Raw genomic sequence first — 21987 nt, 5'->3', positions numbered from 1 at the left:
GCGGTGAGGAACCACCCTATCGAAACCGCCCGATCGGACCGGCGGGATCAGGTCGGAGGCCGTAGCCGCCCGAGAATCCTCCGCCGCACCCCCGGGATGAGCACGCCGCCGAGTCCCGTCGCCACGAGCACCAGCGTGCGCGGCTCGGGCACCACGGCGCCCGGCGGCGGCCCGTCGGCGACGAGCGCGAGCTGCTCGCAGTCGCCGCGCGATGCGGTGCCGCCGACGAGGCACTCGTAGCTCGCGCCGCCCGGACCGTTCCGTCCCTTGAAGAACACCGCGACGTCGTCGCCGCGCGGGTCCCAGGTCTCGACCGTCGTGAAGCTCGTCTCGAACCACCCGTCGTTCGCCGCGCGGTCGGTGATCGCGTACCCGTCGCAGCCGTCGACGGGGGTCATCCAGAGGCGGTTGCTGCCGCCGGGCAGGGTGCCGATCCGCGCGCAGCTGCTGGCGATGCCGCCCGAGATGCCCCTGCCGTTGTCGACGCCGAAATCGACGTCGACCCCGCCGCCGTTCTGCCTGTCATCGAAGCGCTGCCACGACGCTGGCGCGACGCTGGTAGCGCTCGGCTGCCACCACGAGCCCGTCGTCGCGCCCGTCGTCCGGGTGAACGTCCCCGCCGCCGCGGCGATGCCGTCGAAGCCGACCGTCGTCAGCACCCACGAGCCAGCGCTCGCGGTGCCGTCGTGGGCGAGCGACGGATCGCCCGACACGTTGCGCACCCGGACGACGGTGCTCGTACCAATGACCTCGACCTGGATGCTCGCGCACATGAGGGTCGTCGCGGTCGGCCCGCCGCACGCGTCCCAGGTGCGCGTCAGTGCCACCGCCCCCGGCGTGACGATCGTCGTCGGGATGGTCGCGATGACACCGCCCGTCGTCGTGCCGACCGTCGTGGGAGCGCTGGTCGCGCTCGCCGTACCGGTCGTCGCCGTCGGGATCGACGCCGTCGGGGCCGTCGCCGTCGGGGTCGTCGGGGTCGTCGGGGTCGTCACCGATGCGGCGGCCACGGCGCTCTGCGCCGACGCCTGCACGACCGCGGTGCTCGACGCGTTCGAGGCGTTCGAGGCGCTCTTCTTCGCGCCGCCGCTGCGGCTCGACCGGCTCGACTGCGCGCCGAGGATCGCCGGGGGGACCACGGCGATCGCGAGCAGCACGGGGAGCGGAAGGAGGCGGGAGAGGCGCATGCTGGTGGGGACGGAGCCGCGCGCCGACGACGTGCGGCCCGCACACCAGTGAGTCTCGACCGCTGGGTGCCGCTACTTGAGGGAGAGGATCCACCGAGGACGCCGTACCGGGGAGAACGTCACGACGACGCCCGCCGCGGGCGCCGTCAGCGCATCGTCAGCGGCGCGGTCGCGTCGAGCAGGATGCGCCAGCCGCCGTCGGGCTGCCGCTCCCACACGCGCACGTAGTTCCCCTCCTCGGTGAGCGCGCCGGCCGCCGTCCGCCGCTCGTACGCCCCGTACGCCACCCCGAAGTCCCCCGACCGCGCCATCCGCAGGTCGGTGATCTGCGACGCGAAGCGGGCGTCCGCGTCGCGCGCCGCCAGCACGGTGCGCACCGAGTCCACGCCGACGAACGGCAGCGCGCCGGTGCGCAGGAGATGTATGTCGGGCAGCGCCACTCTCGCCACCGCCGCGGCCTGTCCGTCGGCGCGGGCGGCCGCCGCCAGCCCGCGGTCCGCGATGAACAGCGTCGCTCGGCTCGCGTCCACCGCGCCGGGGCCGCCGCGCGGCCGGCCGTCGCCGGTCGGCTGGTGCGGGGCGAACGTCACCTCCGGCGCCTGCGGCCCGGGGACGGTGAGCTGGAGCAGCATCCTCCACGGCGCCGTCGCCGCGGTGCGCGTCCACACGGTGACGTACTGCCCGGTGGCCGAGGAGTCGGGCCCCGTGGAGTGGAACGCGATCGGTCCCGTCGTCACGCCCAGGCTGCCGTCGGCGGAGACGGCGCCCCACGCCGGTGCCCAGGTGAACTCCCCCGGCGGGAACGTCGACGCGGCGACCCACGCGCGGGCGCCGACCGGGCGCGGGCGGAACAGGATCGCGTCGTCGGCGAGCGTGGCGAGCAGCGCGTCCTTCCACCCGCGGTCGTGGCCGAGCCGCGCGAACGCGACGTCGGCGTCGGCGAGCGCGCGCACGGCGGCGACGGCGGTCGTGGGGCGTGGTGCCGCGGCGGTCGACGGCACGGGACGACGCGTGGCACCACCGGCCGGCTTCGGCGCCGGCACGGGATCCTTCGTGACGCGGACCTGGGCGTGCGCGGCCGACGCGCCGAGCACCGAGACGACCGTGGCGAGGAGGACGGAGCGGGACATCGGGTTCGTCAATCGGGTGAGGCGGGGGCGAGCGTCAGCGCGCCGCGGTGCTCGCGCAGCGATCGGCGCCACTCCACGTGGCCCGCAATCGCGAGGCCGAGGAAGATCACGTACAGCACGGCGAACTCGTAGAGATGCTTGTACGCGAGCAGCGGCACGTAGACGATGTCCACGGCGATCCACACGGCCCAGTTCTCGAGCAGCTTGCGCGTCATCATCCACTGCGCGACGAGGCTCGCCGCGGTGAGCGATGCATCGAGATAGGGCCAGCTCGCGTTCGTCAGCCGCGCGGCGATGGTGCCGAGGATCGCCGCGGTCACCACACCGACGAGGACGAGCAGCGGCACCTGCTGCCGCGGCGTGCGCGAGACCGGCAGCTCGGTGCGGTTCTCGCCGCCGTGCAGCCACTCGTACCACCCGTAGACCGACAGCGCGGCGTAGACGACCTGCAGCCCCATGTCGGAGTACAGCCGCGCCGCGAAGTAGACGGGCACCGAGAGGAGCACGTTCACGAGCGCGGTCGGCCAGCTCCAGATGTTCTCGCGCGTGCTGAGCCACACGCTGACGATGCCGAACAGCGTGGCGACGATCTCCAGCGCGCGGGCGCGGACGATCTCCAGCAGGGGGCCGAGTTCCATGCCGAATGATACCCAGCCCCCCGCCGGTCACGACCCCCGCTTCAGCGCGTCGAGCGCGCGCTCCAGGTTCGGCTGGTTCGCGCGCTGGTCGGGCGGCACGTTGCGCAGCGCGGTCTCCCAGCTCGCGATCGCGCGCTTCCGGTCGCCTAACGCGGCGTAGCCCCGCGCGAGCCCGGCGTAGGTCCAGAACCGCTCGTCGGGGTGGAGCTGCCGGTTCGCGAGGAAGACGGCCATCGCCCGATCGGTGCGGCCGGCGGCGAGCGTGCGCATGCCGTACTGGTGCACCGCGCGCACGTCCGTGTCGGGGAGGCGGATCGCGCGATCCATCAGCGTGTCGGCGTCCGCGATGCGCCCCATCGCGGTGAGCACCGCCGCCTTCGTCTGCAGCGTCGAGAAGTCCGCGCGGCCGGCCGCCGCGTTGCGGAACGGCTCGGCGATCGCGCGGTTGGCCCACACGAGCGCCTCGTCGAGGTGCACCCGGTGGTCGGCGGCGAACTGCGCGGCCGCCTGCCAGCTGCGGTAGTCGAAGCCCGGCCACCCGCGCAGGTCGCGCCCCATCTGCGCGGCGTACAGCTCGTTCACGTTCGGCACGTCGATGCGGAGCGGGACGCGCTTGGTCTCCCACTGCAGGTACGCCGTCGCGGCGTTAGGCAGCCGGTCGTCGAACCCGTAGGTGAGGAACTCGGTGAACGGCGCGTCCTGCGGCGGCGCGGGGACGCGGAGCACGACGTCGCTCGAGTCGTACTGGAACGCGCCCCAGCCCGGCGCGCTCGAGACGATCCACGTCCACGGGCCGGTCCGCGCGAGCTCGAGGAACAGCGCGTACGTCCCCGCCTTCAGCACGTGGTCGCCGACGGTGACGTCGTGCGACACGGTGAGCGTCGTGCTCTCGTTCGCTCCGGCGCGCCACGGCGCGGCGCGCGACGGGCCGAACCCCTCGTCGTACAGCCCATACGGGATCAGCTCTCCCCAGATGTGTCCCGTGCGCTCGCGCCCCTGGAAGTGCACGCGCGGGCTGTGGTAGGCGATGGTGACCTTCACGAGCCCGATCCACTGCGACACTTCGGCGCGCTGGTTGTCGCCGTTCGGCGGCGTCGCGAGCTCGCTGCGCTCCTGTGCGCCGCCGCGCGACGCGAGCGTGCAGGCGACGACGAGCGTGGCCAGGATCCGTCTCATCGGGGCACCTCCGGTTCGGGACGCCGAGCGTAGCGTCGAGGGCGCGGCGATGGCGAGCCGGCGGGGACGAGGCGTCGTCGCGCGGGCCGAGACGCTGGCCGTGCCCTGGCCGTCGACGTTAGCGTAGCGGCGTCCACCCGCATCCTGCCTCGTGTCCCACGCCGAAAGCGACACGTTCGCGCTCGTCGACACGTTCCCCGCGTCGCTCGTGTGGGGGCTCGCGATCGCGGCGGCGGTGGAGACGGTCGGCCTGCACCTCTGGCTCGCGCCGCGGCACCCCGTGGCGGCGTGGGTGCTCGTCGCGCTCACGGTGCTCTCGGTGGTGTGGGTCGCGGCCGAGCGGCGCGCGGTCGCGCGGCGGCCGATCGTGGTGGACGGGCGCACGCTCGTGCTGCGCGCGGGGAGCCGCCTGCACGCGCGGCTCGATCTCGCCGCCGACGTCGCATCGGTGGAGCGCCTCACGTGGCGCACGCTACCGCCGCCGACGGGCGACTACCTGAACACGGCGAAGCCCGGGGAGCCCAACGTGCTCGTCACGCTCCGCCGGCCGACGGCCGTGCGCCTCGCGTTAGGCATCACGAGGACCGTGACGCGCGTCGGCGTCGCCGTCGCGGAGCCGGATCGCTTCGTGGCGGTGGTGCGCCCCCTCGAAGCTCCACGTACGAGTTCGTGTGGGACTGAAGAGGGACTGAAGGAGGACTGAAGAAGGACCAACAACAAAGACGTTGTGGTTGGTCCTTCTTCAGTCTCCCTTCAGTCCTTCTTCAGTCCTGGAGAAGCACGTACGTGGAGTCCTGAAGGGCGCACCGCCTAACGCACGCCGGCGAGCGACAGCACGAGCAGCGCCGCCCACTGCGGCCCGAGCCACCCGCTGGGGCCGTCCTCGTACGACTCGCCGAGCGAGTGCGAGCCGAGCCCCCGCCCGCCGCCGTCGAGCGTCACGGCAGGCCCGCCCAGTGACATGGCGATGTTCGCGTCGGTGCTCGACGCGTCGAGCTCCGGCGTGAAGCCCACGGTGCGGCCGGCGGCGAGCGCGGCCCGCACGATCGGCGCGTCGTCCCCCTGCGCCGACGCCGGACGGAGCCCGAGGTCGGTGAACGTCGCCGCGAGCGGCACGGTGGAGCGCGGCCAGCGCGCCTTCTCCGCGGCGACCGCGGAGTCCACCGCCGCGTGCAGCATCCGGTCGAGGCGCGACAGCTCCTGCGGCGACTCGCTCCGCAGATCCACCTCCATCGACACCTCGGCGGGGATGGAGTTCACCGTCTGGCCGCCGCTCACGATCCCGACGTTGAACGTCGCCTTCGGCTTCGTGGGCACCGGGAAGTCGGCGATGCGCGCCATCGCGCGTCCCATGGCGTGCGCGGGGTTCGGCATGCCGAACGCGCCGTAGCTGTGGCCACCCGGTCCCTTGAACGCGACCCGGTAGCGCACGCTCCCCACCGCGCGGCTCGTGAGCGTGTTGCCGCCGCCGTCGACGGAGATGAAGTAGTCGATGGAGTCCTTCAGCGGCGACGCGAAGATCCGTCGCACGCCGCGCAGGTTGCCGGGGCCCTCCTCGCCGACGGTGGCGACGAACAGGATGCGCCCCGCGGTCTGCACGCGCGCGGCGTCGAGCGCGCGGCCGACGGCGAGGATGACGGCGAGCCCGCGGCAGTCGTCGCCGATGCCGGGCCCGGTGAGCTTCACGCCGGTCGCCGCGCTCGAGTCGCGCTTCACGTGCACGTCGGTGCCGTCGGGGAACACGGTGTCGAGGTGCGCGGAGAGCAGCACGGTCGGGCCGGCGCCGCTCCCCGGCCGCTCGCCGATCACGTTCCCCTCGGCGTCGACGCGCACGTTGCGGAGCCCCATCGCCTCGAAGCGCCGCTTCAGCTCCGCGCCGCGCGCCGCCTCCTTGAACGGCGGCGCGGGGATCTCGCACACGGCGGTCTGCTGGGCGAGCGTCCACGCGTTCGTCGCGCGGAGCGTGTCGAGCGCGCGCCTAACGGCGGGCAGGGTGGCGAGGCGCGCGGGATCCGACGGCGCGGTCGGCGCGTCCTTCTTCACGGGCTGCGCGGCGAGCGGCGCGGCGAGCAGGGCGAGGGGGAGCAGGGTTCGCATGCCCTACACGAAACACGGCGGCTCGGCGAACTGCAATCTCACGCGGAGGCGCGGAGGACGCGGAGAGCGGCTCCTCGAATTGAACCGCAGAGGGCCGCAGAGAACGGCAACTACTTCAACGGCTTTTTACCACGGAGGACACAGAGGACACGGAGGAAACCAACTCTCTTTGAAGGGTTCTCCTCTGTGTCCTCCGTGTCCTCTGTGGTTCAATACGAAGCGGCAGTCCTCTGCGGCCCTCTGCGGCCCTCTGCGGCTCAAACGTGTTCCCCGCGACTTCGCACGCGGTCACTGCATCGCGCGGCTCTTCGCGAACTTCACGTCCACGCCGAGGTTCTTCGCCGCGAACGCCCACAGGTCCGCCTGCTCGGCGATCGTGCGGTCGAGCGGGCGGTAGCCGTGGCTTCCCTGCGCCTCGATGCGGATCAGCGTCGGGCGGTCGCAGCCCTGCGCGGCCTGCAGCGCCGACGCGTACTTGAACGAGTGGCCCGGCACCACGCGGTCGTCGTGGTCGGCGGTGGTGACGAGCGTCGCCGGGTAGCAGGTGCCCGGCTTCAGGTTGTGCAGCGGCGAGTACTTCGCGAGCGTCTGGAACTGCTGCGGGTCGTCGGCGGAGCCGTACTCCGGCACCCAGAACACGCCGGCCGAGAATTTGTGGTAGCGCAGCATGTCCATCACACCCACCTGCGGGATGGCGACGGCGAACAGATCCGGACGCTGGTTCATCACCGCGCCGACGAGCAGCCCGCCGTTCGACCCGCCGCGGATCGCGAGCTTCGCGGGCGACGTGTACTTCCGGTCGACGAGGTACTCGGCGGCGGCGATGAAGTCGTCGAACACGTTCTGCTTGCGATCGAGCTTGCCGGCCTGGTGCCACGCCTCGCCGTACTCGCCGCCGCCGCGGAGGTTCGCGCTCGCGTACACGCCGCCCATCTCCAGCCACGCGATGACCGAGGCCGAGAACGCCGGCGCCTGCACGACGTTGAAGCCGCCGTACGCGTAGAGCATCGTCGGGTTCTGCCCGTCGAGCGCGAGCCCCTTCTTGTGCACGACGAACATCGGCACGCGCGTGCCGTCCTTCGACGTGTAGAACACCTGCTCGGTCTCGTACGGCGACGGGTCGAACGGGACGTTCGGCGCGAAGAACGTCTCCTGCTTGCCGGTGCCGAGGTCGTAGCGGAAGACCGTGTTGGGCACGAGGAACGACGTGAAGCCGTAGTACAGCTCCGGCGAGTCCTCGCGTCCCGACAGCCCGGCGAGCGTGCCCATGCCCGGCAGTGGCAGCGTGCCGACCTGCCTGCCCGACAGCTCGTGGATGGTGACCTCGCTCTTCACGTCGACGAGCCACTGCGCGACGAGCTTCCCGCCGACGAGGGACACGTTCTCCAGCGTGTTGCGCGACTCGGGGATGACGGTCTTCCACCCCGTGCGCGCGGGCTTCCGCAGATCGATCGCGACGACCTTGTAGCGCGGCGCGTCGAGGTTCGTGAGCACGTACGCCGTCGTGCCGACGACGCCGATCGGCGTGAACGACGCCGCGAGCGTGGTGTCGATGGGGACCAGCTTCGCGCCGACGTTGGGCTTCTTCGGGTCGCCCATGTCCGCGGCGTAGAGCTGGTTCTCCGGATCCGTGCCGCGGCCGACGGACGTGAACAGCCAGCGGCCGTCCTCGCTCACGTAGCCGTTGACGCCCCACGTCGGCTCCGCGGGATAGCGAAACACCGCGACGTCGGCGGTCTGCGGGGTGCCTAACTTGTGGTAGTGCACCACCGGGTCGCGCGACGCGTTCGACAGCGTCTTCCCGCCCGCGGTCGGCGGCTCCGGATAGCGCGTGTAGAAGAATCCCTCGCCGTCCTTCGTCCAGCTCGGGCTCGAGTAGCGCACCCATCGCACGACGTCGTCGAGGTCCGTGCCGCTGGCGAGGTTCTTCACGTGCAGCGTGACCCAGTCTGCGCCGCCCTCGGAGAGCCCGTAAGCGAGCCAGCGTCCGCTCGGGTCGGGGTTGAACCGCGAGAGCGCGACGGATCCGTCGGCGGAGATCGCGTTCGGGTCGAGCACGAGCGCCGCGCCGTCCGACGAGCGGCCGGTCGTCATGTAGTACGGCGACTGCCGCTGCAGCCCCGCGTTCTTCGTGAAGAACAGCCGCCCGCCCTCGCGGAAGGGGAGGGAGACGCGCGGGTAGTTCCACATCTCGGTGAGCCGCGCCTTGATCGCGTCGCGTCCGGGGATGCCCGCGAGGTACGCGAACGTGACGGCGTTCTGCGCCTTCACCCAGTCGGCCGTCGCCGGCGCGTCGAGGTCCTCGAGCCAGCGGTACGGGTCCGCGACGCGGGTGCCGTGGTAGTCGTCGACCTGGTCGACGGTCTTGGTCTGCGGATACTGCACGCGCGTGCCGGTGGTCGTGTTGGCGGTGGACGTGACGGTCGGCTGCGCGGTGGCGTCCGGCGCGACGGCGAGAGCGGCGGCGAGCGCCGCCGGGACGAGCGTCCAGCGGTGTGACATGGGAGTCCGCGATGGGTACCGCGTTCGAGGACGGCGCGCGGCGGTGCCTGTCGTGACACCGACCCGCCGGTCTAGTATAGCCGGCGGGCAGGACGCGGCGAGAGGCGATGAGGGCTAAGGTGTGAGGCGAGTACTCCTGGGGATCCAACGGCGATCGAATGGATCTTCGGATAGGCTCGAGCCTGCAGACGTGAGCCCATCCGAAGATCCCGACGATCGCTCTTGGATCCCCGTCTGTACTCGTCTGGACCCTACGACCTATCGAGCCGACGCGATCGACATGGACCGCCGCCACTTCCTCGAATCGCTCGCCGCGCAGGTCGCGTTAGGCACGATCGCCTCGGGCCCGCGCGCGTCGAGCGACGCGATCGACCGCCGCGCCCGCGTCGACCGGCACGCGCCGGTGGTTCGCGGCATCGATCCGCTCGCGCCGCTCAGCGTGGGGAACGGCCGCTTCGCGTTCACGGTCGACGTGACGGGCGTCCAGTCGCTGACCGACGCGTACCGCGAGATCCCGCTCGCCACGCAGGCCGAGTGGGCGTGGCACACGTTCGCGAACCCGAACGGCTACACGCTCGACGCCGCGCTCGTGTCGTACGACGCCCACGGGCGCCCCGTGCCGTACGCGAGCGCGCAGAACGGCGACGCCGGCACGTGGCTGCGCGCGAACCCGCACCGGCTGTCGCTCGCCCGCGTCGCCCTCGCGCTCCGCGACCGCGCGCTGCGCCCCGACGACGTGCGCGACGTCGTGCAGCGGCTGGACCTGTGGACGGGAACGATCGAGAGTCGCTTCACCGTGGACGGCGCGCCGGTGCGGGTGCTGACGGCCGCGCACCCCGAGCGCGACCTGATCGCCGTGCGCGTCGAGGGGAACGTGGCGCGGCTCGCGGTGCGCATCGCGTTCCCGTACGCGTCGGCGGTGCACACCGGCGACCCCGCGGACTGGACGCACCCCGAGCGGCACCGCACCGACCTTTCTCGGCGCGACCGTGCCGCCGCGACGTGGCGCCACACGCTCGACGCCGACGGCTACTGGGCGCGCGCGGCGTGGTCGGGCGGATCGTTAGGCGACGACGGCCCGCACGCGTGGCGCGTGACGCCGGACGACGGCGCGGCGGCGCTCGACGTCGTGCTCGCGTTCGCCCCCGACGACTCGCCGTCGCCGCTCCCCGACCCCGCGGCCGTGCGCCGCGCGAGCGCCGAGCACTGGGCGCGCTTCTGGACCGACGGCGCGGCCGTGGACCTCTCCGGCAGCGCGGACCCGCGCGCGCCGGAGCTCGAGCGGCGCATCGTGCTCTCGGAGTACCTCACCGCGATCCAGTGCGCGGGCACGCTGCCGCCGCAGGAGACGGGCGAGACGTTCGACTCCTGGTACGGCAAGTTCCACCTCGAGATGCACCCGTGGCACGCGGCGCACTTCGCGCTGTGGAACCGCGTCGCGCTGCTGGAGCGGAGCCTCCCGTGGTACGGCCGCATCCTGCCTAACGCGCGCGCCACGGCGCGCCGGCAGGGGTATGGCGGCGCGCGGTGGCCGAAGATGGTGGGGCCCGACGGCCGCGAGAGCCCGTCGAGCATCGGGCCGTTCCTGGTCTGGCAGCAGCCGCACCCGATCCTGCTCGCGGAGCTGGTGTACCGCGCGCGGCCCGACGACGCGCGCCGCGTGCTCGACGCGCACCGCGACGTGGTGTTCGCGACGGCGGAGTTCATGGCGTCGTACCCGTTCTTCGACGGGCGTCGCTACGTCTTGGGCCCGCCGCTCATCCCGGCGCAGGAGAGCCACCCGCCGCGCACGACGTTCAACCCGACGTTCGAGCTCGCGTACTGGGCGTTCGCGCTCGAGACGGCGCAGCGGTGGCGCGCGCGGCTCGGCCTGCGCCGCGAGCCGACGTGGGACCGGGTGCTCGGCGCGCTCTCGCCGCTCCCGACGCGCGATGGGCTGTACGTGAACGCGGAGTCGGCGCCGACGACGTTCACCGACGCGGACCAGCGTCGGGACCACCCGTCGCTGCTCGGCGCGTTGGGCTTCGTGCCCGCGTCGCGCCGCGCCGACCGCGAGACGATGCGCCGCACGCTGCGCCGCGTGCTCGACACGTGGCAGTGGCCGGAGACGTGGGGGTGGGACTACCCGCTCGTCGCGATGACCGCGGCGCGACTCGGCGAGCCGGAGGCGGCGGTCGACGCGCTGCTCATGGACACGCCGAAGAACCGCTACCTGCCCAACGGCCACAACTACCAGCGTCCCGGTCTCACCATCTACTTGCCGGGCAACGGCGGCGTGCTGTGGGCGACGGCGCTGATGGCGGCGGGGTGGGCGGGGGGCCTAACGTGAACGCGCCCGGCTTCCCGCGCCGCGGATGGACGGTGCGGTCGGAGCGGCTGCTGGCACTCCCCTGAGCGCGCCGCCGTAAGGACCGTCGTCGGGCCGTCGGAACCTTCACCGGACGAGGCGCATGCTCATGCTGATCCGCCACCTCCTGTCGATCGTGCTGCTGCCCGTGATGATGGCGGGCCTGGTGCCGCAATGGCTGCTGCGCGCGAACCGGGAGGTCGACACGCGCTGGCCCCCCGGCGCCCTCGGTGTCGGCGGGCGCGTGCTCGGCGCGCTGCTGCTCGTCGCCGGATTCGCGCTGTTCGCCTGGTGCGTGACGCTGTTCGCGCGCGTCGGCAAGGGAACGCTCGCGCCGTGGGACCCGACGACGCGGCTCGTCGCGGTGGGTCCGTACCGCTACGTGCGCAACCCGATGATCACGAGCGTGTGCACGATGCTCGCCGGGCAGGCGCTGCTCGTCGGGTCGCGCGTGCTCGGGTTGTGGTTCGCGACGTTCCTCGTGCTGAACCACCTCTTCTTCCTGGCGATCGAGGAGCCGGGGCTGGAGGAGCGGTTCGGGGAGCCGTACCGCGAGTATCGGCGGCGGGTGCCGCGCTGGATTCCGAGACTCCGATAGGAACGACTATGGCGCGGGCGATACTGCGCGGACGAGACGGCGCGATGAAGCGCGAGCGACGCTCACACCGCGCGACTGCGCGGCACAGCGCCGTACCGCGCGGTTCAGCGGTGCGAGCGTCGTTTGCGCAGCATAGCGCCCCAGCGTCCGCGCCGTACCGCAGCCGCCGTGCGCGGCGCCGTGAGCGCCGTTAGCTTGGCCCCATGGAACCCATGCGTGTCGCCCTCATCGGCTACGGCCTCGCCGGCCGCGTCTTCCACGCGCCGCACATCTCCGTCACGCCGGGGTTGCGGCTCGACGCGATCGTGACGAGCGATCGCGAGCGGCAAGCGCAGGCCCGCGCGCGCTACCCGCACGCGCGCTTGATCGACCGCGCCGAGCAGCTGTGGGCGCAGGCCGACGCGTTCGACCTCGTGGTGATCGGCGCGCCGAACGGGACGCACGTGCCGCTCGCGCTGGCCGCGCTCGAGGCGGGTCTACACGTCGTCGTCGACAAGCCGTTCGCGCCTAACGCGGCGGAGGGGCGGCGCGTGCTCGACGAAGCGCGGCGGCGCGGGAAGCACGTGATCCCGTTCCACAACCGCCGCTGGGACGGCGACCTGCTCACCGTGCGGCGGCTGATCGCCGAGGGCGCGCTCGGCGACGTGTTCCGGTTCGAGTCGCGGTTCGAGCGGTGGCGTGGGACGCCGAAGCCGCGATGGCAGGCGCCGGAGGCGGAGGCGCGCGCGAATGGCGAGGGGATGTTGATGGACATCGGCACGCACCTCGTCGACCAGGCGCTGCTGCTGTTCGGCCCCGCGTCGCGGGTGTACGCGGAGACCGACCGCCGCTATCCGGGCGTGACGACCGAGGACGACTTCACGATCCTCCTCACGCACGCGTCGGGCGTGCGCTCGCACCTCATCGCGAGCGCGATCGCCGCGCAGTCGGGGCCGCGGTTCGCCGTGTACGGCTCGAAGGCCGGCTACATGAAGTTCGGCCTCGACCCGCAGGAGGCGGCGCTGAACGCGGGCGGTGGCCCGCCGGGCGGCCCGGGGTGGGGCGAGGAGCCGGAGGCGCGCTGGGGCACGCTCGGCGTCGCCGACGACCGCCGGCCGGTCCGCACCGAGCCGGGGAACTACGCCGCCTACTACGCCGGCGTCGCCGCCACGCTGCGCGACGGCGCGCCGCCGCCGGTGTCGCCGGAGGACGCGATCGCCGGGCTCGCGATCCTCGACGCCGCGGTGCGGTCCGCGGAGACGGGATGCGCGGTGGCCGTGTAGCGCAGAGCGCCGAGCGCGGAGCGCAGAGAGGGCGGCAGCGACTCCGCGTTCTGCGCTCGGCGCTCTGCGCTCTATCGTTGGGCTGCCGGACCGCGCGCGGCATCGTCGAGGACGCGCCGCCGGAGCGCGACGCGCCGGCACGCGGCGACGCGGCGGCGCGCGCGGCGCTCACGCGCGACGACGAGCTGGCGATCGACGCGGTGATCGTGACGCGCTTCTTCCGGCCGTCCGGCGGCCAGGCGCGATGGATCGACCCGCGTCCGTTGGGCGATGTGCGCGACTCGGTCGCCGACGCGCGCATCGACCCCGACGACGCGTGGGCCGACGCGCTACGCGCCGCGACGGGGCACCCGCGCGTGTGCGTGTACGACGCCGACGCCGACGAGGCGTGTGCGGGGCGCGAGGGGGGCGTGCTGCGCTTCTCGCATCCCTACGCTGCCGGCGACGGTGCGCGCACGTTCGTGCGCTGGTGGCCGGCGCGTCGCGCGGGCGCCGAGGGCCCCCTGCCGGCGCGCGGCCAGCCGACGTTCGAGATGGTGTTCACGATGGCGCGCGCCGGCGGTGGCGGGTGGCGCATCGTGTCGCAGCGGGCGATCACGCCGTAGTCACGAACTGCCGGTAGTGGTCGAACCGGTCGAGGATCACGGTGACGTACGCGACCGGCTCCATGCCGCGGCAGAAGCCGTACTTCACGACCGGGTCGTCGTAGTACTCGGTCTTCGAGAGCTGCAGCAGCCAGTACGACACCTGCGCCCACTTCAGCGGGTCGTCGCCGTGCTTCTCGGCGAGGCGCTGCGCGTCCTCCACGTGTCCCGTGCCGGCGTTGAACGACGCGAGCACGAACTTGAGCCGCTCCGTGGAGTCGGCGACGTTCTTCGCCCAGTGCCGCTCGAGGTCCTGCAGGTACTTCACCGCGCCGCGCACGTTCTGCTCCGGGTCGGTGAGCACGCGCACGCCGAGCGATCGCGCGGTGGACGGCATGAGCTGCAGCAGCCCCGTCGCGCCGGCCCACGACCGCGCGCGCGGGTTGAACCGCGACTCCTGGTACGCCTGCGAGCCTAACAGCCGCCAGTCCCACCCGATCTGCGGCGCGTAGCGGCGGAGCAGCTCGTCGTACGGCGACAGCGTGCCGGTCGTGGAGGTGAGGTAGCGGCTCTCGAGCCGCGTCTGGAAGCCCCGCGCGTCGATGAAGTACTTCTTGTACAGCCGGTCGAGCACCCCGCGCGTCTTCTCGTCGCCGATCCACCGGTTCAACGAGTCGCGGAGCTGCCGCGCCTCGCGCCTAACGGCCCACGCCACCGGCTTCGACGCGCCGATCACGGGGCGGATCACGAGGTTCTTGTACACGGAGCCCTGCAGCTCGGCGACGTTCCCCTCGGCCACCGTGTACTGGATCGCGCCGCGCGCCACGCCGCGGATGAGCGCCTCGGCCGACGAGTCCACCTCCACGACCTGCAGGTCGCCGGTGAGGCTGTCGGCGAGCTCGATGAGCGTCGGCACGTACGGCGCCTTCTTCTGCACGGTGACGCGCTGGCCCGCGAGCTCCGACGGCCGCTGCACGAGCCGCGCGCGCACGTTGATCGTCGGCGTCGGCGGCTCCGCGGGACCGGCCTTCAGCGCCGTGTCGACGGACTTCGGCAGCGCGCGCTCGGCGACGGCGGGCGGCGCGCCGCGCTGCACGAGCACGGGCTCCGTGTGGTACAGCGGGCGCGTGAACGCGACGCGTCCCGTGTCCTCCTCCATCGGGATCAGCCGCGCCGCCACGAGATCGCCGCGCCCGGCGAGCAGGAACCTCATGAGCGAGTCGCGCTTCTGGATCGCGACGACCTTCAGCACCACGTGATGCGCCTGCGCGAACGCCTTCAGCAGCTCGTACTCGTATCCCATCGGCTCGCCCTTGTACAGGAAGTACGTGGTCGAGTTGTAGGGCATGAGCACCGTGAGCGTGTCGCGCCACTTGATCTCCGGCAGGTCGTGGCCCGCGACCTCGCCGGCATGTGCGGCATCGGTGCGGGCGAGCCCCGGCGTGGGCTGTAGGACGCCGGTCGAGTCGTCACCCGACGGCGCCTTGCTCCGGCTGCACGCGAGGGCAGCGGCGGCGATCGCCGCCAGAACGGTGACGCGGGGCACGAGAACACGCATGAGCGGCTTCGGGGCGTGGGGCGCGCCACCCGTGCAGGGATCGGACCGTGGGGACGGCGCGCCGCGAAAAACTGCCCTGCCGGCTCGTGTTCTCACGCGGAGCCGCGGAGGACGCGGAGAACACCACCGACTGAGCGCCGGTGTTCTCCGCGTCCTCCGCGGCTCCGCGTCAGCCGTCCGTTAGACACCCGTTAGGCACCCGCGAGCCACGCCGGCAGCTCGCGGATGCTCGCGAGCCGCGCGAACTCCTTGCCGACGAGCGCATCGTCTGGCACGCGCTCGTGCGCCCACGTCACGTGATACGGGATGTGCACCGCGGCGCCTCCCGCCTCGAGCACGGGGAGCACGTCGGAGCGGAGCGAGTTGCCGACCATCACGAAGCGCGGCGGGTCGACGCGCTGCCGCGCCATCACCGCGGCGTACGTGCGCGCGTCCTTCTCGGAGACGATCTCCACGGCCGAGAACGATTCCCCCAGTCGCGAGCGCGCGAGCTTCGACTCCTGGTCGAACAGGTCGCCCTTCGTGAGCAGCACCAGCCGGTGGTCGGCGGCGAGCATCTCCACGGTCTCGGCGACCCCGTCGAGCAGCTCCACCGGTGCCTGCAGCATCTCGCGTCCGAGGTCGATGAGGCGCTGCACCTCGGCGCCGGCGATGCGCCCCTCCGTGAGCTCGATCGCCGTCTCGATCATCGAGAGCGTGAAGCCCTTCACGCCGTAGCCGAAGTGGCGAAGGTTGCGCGTCTCGGTCTCGTACAGCCGCTGGTCGATCACCGCGGCATCCTGGTGCCGCGCGAGCAGGGCGCGGAACTGCGTCTGCGTCGCGGTGAACAGCGTCTCGTTGTGCCACAGCGTGTCGTCGGCGTCCAGCGCGACGACGTCGAAGCGGGGCATGGCGGTGGAGCGGGCGGAAACGGTGCCTAACGGCGTGCGGGAGCGGTCGATGCGTCCGGCGCGCACCGGACGCGTTGGAATGGTACCGCGACGCGATCGGCGGCGTGGAACCTTGGGCGAAGGGGGGGAGCCCCCCTGGGACCTAGGGACCGCGCGCGCCGTTGCGGCGTCGCTCCCACACCATCGTCTCGCGCGGCTCGCCCGTCGGCTCGGCGTCGCCGGTCAGCGTCGCGACGTGCCGGAACCCCGCGCGGCGCGCCACCGCCGCGCTCCTCGCGTTGCGCGGATCGCAGCGGATCTCGATGCGCGCCACGTCGCACGCCGCGAACACCGCATCGACCATCGCCCGCACGGCCTCGGTGACGTAGCCGAGCCCCGTGAGGTCGCGGCGGATCCAGTAGCCCAGCTCGAGCGTGTCCGGCCCGCCGCGGGCGTGCACGCCGAGCCCGCCGACGAGGAAGCCGGCGTCGCGGTCGGTCATGACGTACATCCACTCGCGCCCGGCGGCGAACTCCTCGCCGAAGCCCGCGAGCCGCGCCGCGACCTCGTCCAGGTGCTCGTGTGCCTCGGCCGTCGCCCACGGCATCCACGCGCCGAGGTGGTCGATGTTGTCGAGCACGACGCGCTGCAGGGCCGGCGCGTCGTCCGCCGTCCACGATCGCAGCACGAGCCGCGGCGTGTCGACGCGGGAGGGTGGGGGCAGGAAGGATCCGTCGGGCACGCGAGGAAAGTTGGTCGGGCGTGTCGATTCCCGGGGGCGTCGTTCGTCGCGGATGTGGAGACCGACGTGACCCCCAACACCGACGGAGCCCCGACGATGCGCACCACGACCCGGAACGTGACGCTGTGGACCGTGCAGGTCCTGCTCGCCGCGCTGTTCCTGTTCGCCGGCACGATGAAGTTCGTGATGCCCGACGCCGCGCTCGCCGCGCAGAGCCCGTTCTCCGTGTCGTTCATCCACTTCATCGGCGTCTGCGAGATCCTCGGCGCGGCCGGCCTCGTGCTGCCGTGGGCGACCCGCGTCGCTCGGTGGCTCACCCCGCTCGCCGCGGCGGGGCTCGTGATCATCATGGTGGGCGCGGTCGCGACGACGCTCGCGATCGGCGGTGGCGCGGGCGCGGCGGTCCCGTTCGTCGTCGGCGCGCTCTCGCTCTACGTCGCCCGCGGTCGGTGGCGTATTCCGACGGCCGTCACGCCGCTGCCCGCTCGGCGGGCGCATGCGAAGGCTGCCTAACGCGGGGCGGCGCTCACGCGGAGCCGCGGAGCGCGCGGAGAGCCGTCTTTGCGGTGCGATCGAACCGCAGAGGACGCAGAGGGCCGCAGAGGAGAACCCATTGCTGTTGGTTTCCTCTGCGGCCCTCCGCGTCCTCCGCGGTTCATTCATACAGCAAGGCAGCTCCCGGCGTCTCCGCGCCTTGACCCTCGCGGCGCCCGGCCGTACAAGAGCGCCATGCCTCTCCTCCGCAGGTGTACGGCCGCCCTCCTGGTGACGGCGTGCGGCGTCTCGACGCCGCAGGGTCCCGCGCCGCGCTCGCCGAACCCCGACCCGGCCCGCGGCGCGCTGCGCGTCGAGACGGTCGCGCGCGGCCTCGCGCACCCGTGGGCGCTCGCCGAGTTCCCCGATGGCCGCTGGCTCGTGACGGAGCGCCCGGGGCGGCTGCGCATCGTGGCCCGCGACGGCACCCTGTCGCGCCCGATCGCGAACGTCCCCGAGGTGCACGCGCGCGGCCAGGGCGGGCTGCTCGACGTCGCGCTCGATCCCGCGTTCGCGCGCAACCGCCGCATCTATCTCTCGTTCGCCGAGCCCGCGCCGGACGGCAGCGCGGGGACCGCGGTCGCGCGGGCGCAGCTCTCCGACACGGCGCTCACGTACGTCGAGGTCATCTACCGTCAGGATCCGAAGGTGTTCAGCGACGCGCACTTCGGCTCGCGCATCGTCTTCGCGCGCGACGGCACGCTGTTCGTCACGCAGGGGGAGCGCTTCGCGTTCCGCGCGCAGGCCCAGGACCTCGGCTCGGACCTCGGCAAGATCGTCCACATCACCACCGACGGTGCGCCGGCGCCGGGCAACCCGTTCCTCGGCCGCACCGACGCGCGTCCGGAGATCTGGTCGTACGGCCACCGCAACGTGCAGGCGGCGGCGCTCGACCCGGCGACGGGGCAGTTGTGGACCGCGGAGCACGGCGCGCGCGGCGGCGATGAGCTGAATCACCCCGAGGCGGGGAAGAACTACGGCTGGCCGGTGATCACCTACGGCCGCGACTACAACGGCAGCCGCATCGGCGAGGGGGCCGTGAAGGCGGGGATGGAGCAGCCGGTCTACTACTGGGATCCCATCATCGCGCCGTCGGGGATGACGTTCTACACGGGCGATGCGTTCCCCGGCTGGAAGGGCAGCCTGCTCGTCGGCGGCCTCGCGTCGAAGGCGCTCGTGCGGCTGGTGCTGCAGAACGGCGCGGTGGTGCGCGAGGAGCGCTACCTCGGCGAGGTGGGGGAGCGCATCCGCGACGTGGCGCAGGGGGCGGACGGGCTGCTGTACGTCGTGACCGACGAGGAGGACGGGAAGCTGCTGCGGCTGCGGCCCGGCGGCTAACGTTGCGGTTCTCGAATTGAACCTCAGAGGACGCAGAGGGCCGCAGAGGACCACCAACGACGAGAGTTGGTTTCCTCTGCGGCCCTCTGCGTCCTCTGCGGTCAACTCGCACAGCCAGGGCAGTCCTCCGCGTTCTCCGCGTCTCCGCGTGAGGGTGCAGTTCCCCGACCCATTGACCGCCGCGGCCAACGGAACCCCGGCGCCCGTCGTACTCAGGACGGCGCAGTCCCGCCCCGGCCGGCGGGCCACCGTTCCCGCCGCGCCCCGTCGTCCACCCGGAGATCCACCCCCATGGTGTCAGTCCCCCGCCTCGCCCGCGTGGTCGGGGCGGCCGGCGGCACGTGCAGCGCCCTCGCGCTGCTCGCCGTGCCGCTCGCCGCCCAACCCGCCAGCCAGCGCGCCGTTCCCTCCACGTACGCCATCACGAACGCCCGGCTCGTCCCCGTCTCCGGTCCGGTGATCGAGAAGGGGACCATCGTCGTCCGCGACGGGCTGATCGCCGCCGTCGGCGCCGCCGTGAAGCCGCCCGCCGACGCCCGCGTCATCGACGGCACCGGCCTCACCGTCTACCCCGGCCTGATCGACGCTTACAGCTCGATCGGGCTCCCCGCCCAGTCGACCGGCGGCGCGACCGGTGGACGGGGCGGGGCCGGCGTCGCCGCGTTCGCCGCGAACCAGCAGGCGCAGAGCGCACAGAGCGCGGGGCCGAGCATCTCGCCGCACCCGCTCGGCCTGCGCCCCGAAGTGACCGCCGTCGAGCTGCTGAAGCCCGACGCCGAAGCGTTCGCCGGCCCGCAGTCGGCGGGGATCACCGCCGCGCTCACCGCGCCGGGGAGCGGGATCTTCCAGGGGCAGAGCGCGTTCATCACGTTAGGCACCGGCGACGCCGTGTCGCTCGTCGTGAAGACGCCGGTGACGCAGAACGTCGGCTTCACGCCGCTCCGCACCGGCGGCTACCCGAACTCGCTGCTCGGCGTGTTCTCCTCGCTGCGGCAGATGCTGCTCGACACGCAGCACTACCGCGACGAGCAGGCGGCCTACGCGCGCAACGCGCGCGGCATGCGCCGTCCCGAGGCCGATCCGTCGCTCGAGGCGCTCGTGCCGGTGATCGAGGGACGCCAGCCGGTGATCATGCAGGCGTCGACGCAGCGCGAGATCGAGCGCGCGCTCGGCCTCGCGAAGGAGTTCAAGCTGAAGGCGATCGTCGCCGGCGGCAGCGAGGCGTATCTCGTGGCCGACCAGCTGAAGGCGGCCGACGTGCCGGTGCTGCTGTCGCTCAACTTCCCGCATCGCACCGCGGCGCCGTCGGCCGACGCCGATCCGGATCCGATCCGCGTGCTGAAGGAGCGCGTGCAGGCGCCGAAGACGGCGGCGCAGCTCGCGAAGGCGGGCGTCAAGTTCGCGTTCGAGTCGGGCGGCATCACGGCGTGGACCGACTTCCTCGGCAACGCGCAGAAGGCCGTCGAGGCGGGGCTCCCCGCCGACCAGGCGCTGCGCGCGCTCACGTTGGGCCCGGCCGAGATCCTCGGCGTCGCCGACCGCGTCGGCTCGCTCGACGCGGGGAAGATCGCGAACCTCACGATCGTGCGCGGCGACCTCACGGCGCGCGGCGCGCGCGTGACGCAGCTGTTCGTCGACGGCAAGCCGGTGACGCCGCGTGCGCCGGCCGCGGACGCGGCGACGGCGGTGACGGCGAGCGGCGCGTGGACGACGTCGGTCTCGCTCGAGGGGACGCAGTACGCGGTGACGCTGTCGCTGCGCCAGGACGGCGAGAAGCTCGGCGGGTCGCTGCAGGGCGACCTCGGCTCGGGCGAGATCTCGAACGGCTCGATCGGCGCCGACGGCGCGTTCCGCTTCACCGCGACGGTGACGTACAAGGGCGGCACCGAGGAGGCGACGTTCGTCGGGAACCTCGAGGGGAACGCGATCCGCGGCCGCGTGCAGGTCGTCGGCAACAACCCCGGGAACTTCTCCGGCACGCGCCCCGAGCGGGGAACGGGCCGTCCGCAGCGCACGCCGCAGGAGTGACCTCCCATGCCTAACACCATGAAGCGACTCGGCATCCTTGCCTCGCTGCTCCCGTCGCTCGCGTTCGCGCAGGCGCAGACGGCGCAGACGGCCGCGGGCAACATGCTCATCAAGAACGCGACGGTCCTCACCGTCACGAAGGGCACGCTCCAGAACACGGACATCCTCGTCCGCAACGGCAAGATCGCGCAGATCGGCCCGAACCTCACGGCGCCCGCCGGTGCGCAGGTCGTCGACGCGACCGGCAAGTACGTCATGCCCGGCATCATCGACCCGCACTCGCACGCGATGAGCGACGCGACGAACGAGGGCTCGCTCTCGGTCACGTCGATGGTGCGCATCGCCGACGTGCTGAACCCGACCGACGTCGCGATCTACCGCGCGCTCGCCGGCGGCGTGACGACGATCAACGTGCTCCACGGCTCGGCGAACACGATCGGCGGCCAGAACGCCGTCGTGAAGCTCAAGTGGGGGCGCGACGTCGACCAGATGATGTTCCCGGGCGCCACGCCGGGGATCAAGTTCGCGTTGGGCGAGAACGTCACGCGCAAGAACAGCCAGCAGATCAGCATCCCGGGCCTCACCACCGCGCGTCCGGTGCGCTACCCGACGACGCGCATGGGGCAGGAGGAGGTGATCCGCGACGCGTTCACCCGCGCGCGCGACTACAAGGCGCAGTGGGACGACTACCGCGCGCGCGTCGCGAAGGGCGACAAGACCGCGCTCGCCCCGCGCCGCGACCTCGAGCTCGAGCCGCTGGTCGAGGTGCTCGAGGGCAAGCGCTTCGTGCACTCGCACGGCTATCGCGCCGACGAGCTGCTCATGCTGCTCAACGTCGCGAAGGAGTTCGGCTTCACGGTGAAGACGCTGCAGCACGGCCTCGAGGGGTACAAGATCGCCTCCGAGATCGCGCAGGCGGGCACCGGGCTGTCGAGCTTCGCCGACGAGTGGTCGTACAAGATCGAGGCGTACGACGCGATCCCGTACAACGTCGCGATCCTCACGCGCCACGGCGTCACGACGACGATCAACTCCGACTCCGACGAGCGCATGCGGCGGCTCAACATCGACGCCGCGAAGCTGATGCGTTACGGCGGGCTGACGGAGGACGAGGCGCTGAAGACGATCACGTACAACGGCGCCGTGCAGCTCGGCGTGCAGGACAAGGTCGGCTCGATCGAGGTCGGCAAGGACGCGGACCTCGCGATCTTCACCGCCCACCCGCTGTCCGTATACGCGAGCGTCGACAAGACGATCATCGACGGCGAGGTGTTCTTCGACCGTCAGAAGGATCTCGCCGACCGCGACCGGCTGGCGAAGGAGCGCGCCGATCTCGAGAAGGCGCCCGAGAACCAGGCGCCGAACGCCGGCCGCCGTCCGCCCTTCATCCCCTGAGG

General features: G+C 72.6%; 18 protein-coding genes. 9 read left to right on the top strand and 9 right to left on the bottom strand.

The genetic code is table 11. From position 1 onward, the window contains the following. Nucleotides 1–47: 47 nt before the first annotated feature. The 4 genes from J421_RS31965 to J421_RS03755 all read right to left on the bottom strand — a co-directional run bounded on the left by J421_RS31965 (nt 48) and on the right by J421_RS03755 (nt 4131). Nucleotides 48–1187: a hypothetical protein gene (locus J421_RS31965; protein WP_148306140.1), complete on the bottom strand. Its 1140-nt coding sequence runs from the start codon at nt 1185–1187 to the stop codon at nt 48–50. Between the two features lie 146 nt (nt 1188–1333). Continuing rightward, a complete protein-coding gene (locus J421_RS03765; protein WP_025409834.1) occupies nt 1334–2317 on the bottom strand; it encodes a DUF4440 domain-containing protein in 984 nt (327 codons plus the stop codon). 8 nt (nt 2318–2325) lie between these two features. Beyond that, entirely contained in the window at nt 2326–2955 is a 630-nt protein-coding gene (gene pnuC, locus J421_RS03760) for a nicotinamide riboside transporter PnuC (RefSeq protein WP_025409833.1), read from the bottom strand. A 27-nt stretch (nt 2956–2982) separates the two neighbouring features. After that, nucleotides 2983–4131, bottom strand: a complete 1149-nt coding sequence (locus tag J421_RS03755) for a DUF2911 domain-containing protein (protein ID WP_025409832.1) — start codon at nt 4129–4131, stop codon at nt 2983–2985. 151 nt (nt 4132–4282) lie between these two features. On the opposite strand from J421_RS03755, the gene J421_RS03750 reads away from it, so the two are divergent. Beyond that, nucleotides 4283–4834: a hypothetical protein gene (locus J421_RS03750; RefSeq protein WP_025409831.1), complete on the top strand. Its 552-nt coding sequence runs from the start codon at nt 4283–4285 to the stop codon at nt 4832–4834. Between the two features lie 107 nt (nt 4835–4941). Here the strand turns inward: J421_RS03750 and J421_RS03745 are convergent, their stop codons facing one another. Together J421_RS03745 and J421_RS03740 are read right to left on the bottom strand one after the other, a co-directional pair. After that, the gene (locus tag J421_RS03745; protein ID WP_025409830.1) at nt 4942–6228 is read right to left on the bottom strand and encodes a M20/M25/M40 family metallo-hydrolase; all 1287 of its coding nucleotides are present in this window, start codon (nt 6226–6228) and stop codon (nt 4942–4944) included. Nucleotides 6229–6516: 288 nt separating this feature from the next. Next, nucleotides 6517–8730 (bottom strand): prolyl oligopeptidase family serine peptidase, encoded by a 2214-nt coding sequence (locus J421_RS03740; RefSeq protein ID WP_025409829.1) that lies wholly within the window; start codon nt 8728–8730, stop codon nt 6517–6519. 280 nt (nt 8731–9010) lie between these two features. Here J421_RS03740 and J421_RS03735 point away from each other — a divergent pair, with 280 nt between their 5' ends. The 4 genes from J421_RS03735 to J421_RS03720 all read left to right on the top strand — a co-directional run bounded on the left by J421_RS03735 (nt 9011) and on the right by J421_RS03720 (nt 13542). After that, nucleotides 9011–11059 carry a hypothetical protein gene (locus J421_RS03735; RefSeq protein WP_201773091.1) on the top strand — a complete coding sequence of 683 codons (2049 nt, stop codon included), beginning with the start codon at nt 9011–9013 and terminating at the stop codon, nt 11057–11059. 121 nt (nt 11060–11180) lie between these two features. After that, nucleotides 11181–11675: a methyltransferase family protein gene (locus J421_RS03730; protein ID WP_025409828.1), complete on the top strand. Its 495-nt coding sequence runs from the start codon at nt 11181–11183 to the stop codon at nt 11673–11675. 203 nt (nt 11676–11878) lie between these two features. Then, entirely contained in the window at nt 11879–12937 is a 1059-nt protein-coding gene (locus J421_RS03725; RefSeq protein WP_104022214.1) for a Gfo/Idh/MocA family protein, read from the top strand. 77 nt (nt 12938–13014) lie between these two features. Next, entirely contained in the window at nt 13015–13542 is a 528-nt protein-coding gene (locus J421_RS03720) for a hypothetical protein (RefSeq protein ID WP_025409826.1), read from the top strand. Here J421_RS03720 and J421_RS03715 read toward each other — a convergent pair. The 3 genes from J421_RS03715 to J421_RS03705 all read right to left on the bottom strand — a co-directional run bounded on the left by J421_RS03715 (nt 13532) and on the right by J421_RS03705 (nt 16690). Next, nucleotides 13532–15079 carry an MltF family protein gene (locus tag J421_RS03715; RefSeq protein WP_025409825.1) on the bottom strand — a complete coding sequence of 516 codons (1548 nt, stop codon included), beginning with the start codon at nt 15077–15079 and terminating at the stop codon, nt 13532–13534. The two genes, J421_RS03720 and J421_RS03715, sit on opposite strands and share 11 nt — an antisense overlap. Nucleotides 15080–15270: 191 nt before the next feature. Next, nucleotides 15271–16035 carry an HAD family hydrolase gene (locus J421_RS03710; protein ID WP_104022213.1) on the bottom strand — a complete coding sequence of 255 codons (765 nt, stop codon included), beginning with the start codon at nt 16033–16035 and terminating at the stop codon, nt 15271–15273. Between the two features lie 76 nt (nt 16036–16111). After that, nucleotides 16112–16690: a GNAT family N-acetyltransferase gene (locus tag J421_RS03705; protein WP_025409823.1), complete on the bottom strand. Its 579-nt coding sequence runs from the start codon at nt 16688–16690 to the stop codon at nt 16112–16114. A gap of 96 nt (nt 16691–16786) precedes the next feature. On the opposite strand from J421_RS03705, the gene J421_RS03700 reads away from it, so the two are divergent. The 4 genes from J421_RS03700 (at nt 16787) to J421_RS03685 (ending at nt 21985) form a co-directional block, all read left to right on the top strand. Continuing rightward, the gene (locus J421_RS03700; RefSeq protein WP_104023011.1) at nt 16787–17203 is read left to right on the top strand and encodes a DoxX family protein; all 417 of its coding nucleotides are present in this window, start codon (nt 16787–16789) and stop codon (nt 17201–17203) included. A gap of 216 nt (nt 17204–17419) precedes the next feature. Next, nucleotides 17420–18562 (top strand): PQQ-dependent sugar dehydrogenase, encoded by a 1143-nt coding sequence (locus J421_RS03695; RefSeq protein WP_104022212.1) that lies wholly within the window; start codon nt 17420–17422, stop codon nt 18560–18562. Nucleotides 18563–18853: 291 nt separating this feature from the next. Further along, a complete protein-coding gene (locus J421_RS03690) occupies nt 18854–20590 on the top strand; it encodes an amidohydrolase family protein (RefSeq protein WP_104022211.1) in 1737 nt (578 codons plus the stop codon). 6 nt (nt 20591–20596) lie between these two features. After that, nucleotides 20597–21985, top strand: coding sequence for an amidohydrolase family protein (locus J421_RS03685; protein ID WP_104022210.1), 1389 nt, complete (start codon nt 20597–20599; stop codon nt 21983–21985). Nucleotides 21986–21987: the final 2 nt, after the last annotated feature.

Source organism: Gemmatirosa kalamazoonensis (genome assembly GCF_000522985.1).
In the GTDB taxonomy this organism is placed as follows: domain Bacteria; phylum Gemmatimonadota; class Gemmatimonadetes; order Gemmatimonadales; family Gemmatimonadaceae; genus Gemmatirosa; species Gemmatirosa kalamazoonensis.
This window is presented reverse-complemented; position numbering and strand designations above follow the sequence as displayed.

Excerpts from the sequence above, each read along its gene's own strand:
- J421_RS31965 (WP_148306140.1), bottom strand. The coding sequence starts at position 1,187 with ATGCGCCTCTCCCGCCTCCTTCCGCTCCCCGTGCTGCTCGCGATCGCC.
- J421_RS03765 (WP_025409834.1), bottom strand. The coding sequence starts at position 2,317 with ATGTCCCGCTCCGTCCTCCTCGCCACGGTCGTCTCGGTGCTCGGCGCG.
- pnuC (WP_025409833.1), bottom strand. The coding sequence starts at position 2,955 with ATGGAACTCGGCCCCCTGCTGGAGATCGTCCGCGCCCGCGCGCTGGAG.
- J421_RS03755 (WP_025409832.1), bottom strand. The coding sequence starts at position 4,131 with ATGAGACGGATCCTGGCCACGCTCGTCGTCGCCTGCACGCTCGCGTCG.
- J421_RS03745 (WP_025409830.1), bottom strand. The coding sequence starts at position 6,228 with ATGCGAACCCTGCTCCCCCTCGCCCTGCTCGCCGCGCCGCTCGCCGCG.
- J421_RS03740 (WP_025409829.1), bottom strand. The coding sequence starts at position 8,730 with ATGTCACACCGCTGGACGCTCGTCCCGGCGGCGCTCGCCGCCGCTCTC.
- J421_RS03735 (WP_201773091.1), top strand. The coding sequence starts at position 9,011 with ATGGACCGCCGCCACTTCCTCGAATCGCTCGCCGCGCAGGTCGCGTTA.
- J421_RS03730 (WP_025409828.1), top strand. The coding sequence starts at position 11,181 with ATGCTCATGCTGATCCGCCACCTCCTGTCGATCGTGCTGCTGCCCGTG.
- J421_RS03725 (WP_104022214.1), top strand. The coding sequence starts at position 11,879 with ATGGAACCCATGCGTGTCGCCCTCATCGGCTACGGCCTCGCCGGCCGC.
- J421_RS03715 (WP_025409825.1), bottom strand. The coding sequence starts at position 15,079 with ATGCGTGTTCTCGTGCCCCGCGTCACCGTTCTGGCGGCGATCGCCGCC.
- J421_RS03700 (WP_104023011.1), top strand. The coding sequence starts at position 16,787 with ATGCGCACCACGACCCGGAACGTGACGCTGTGGACCGTGCAGGTCCTG.
- J421_RS03695 (WP_104022212.1), top strand. The coding sequence starts at position 17,420 with ATGCCTCTCCTCCGCAGGTGTACGGCCGCCCTCCTGGTGACGGCGTGC.
- J421_RS03690 (WP_104022211.1), top strand. The coding sequence starts at position 18,854 with ATGGTGTCAGTCCCCCGCCTCGCCCGCGTGGTCGGGGCGGCCGGCGGC.
- J421_RS03685 (WP_104022210.1), top strand. The coding sequence starts at position 20,597 with ATGCCTAACACCATGAAGCGACTCGGCATCCTTGCCTCGCTGCTCCCG.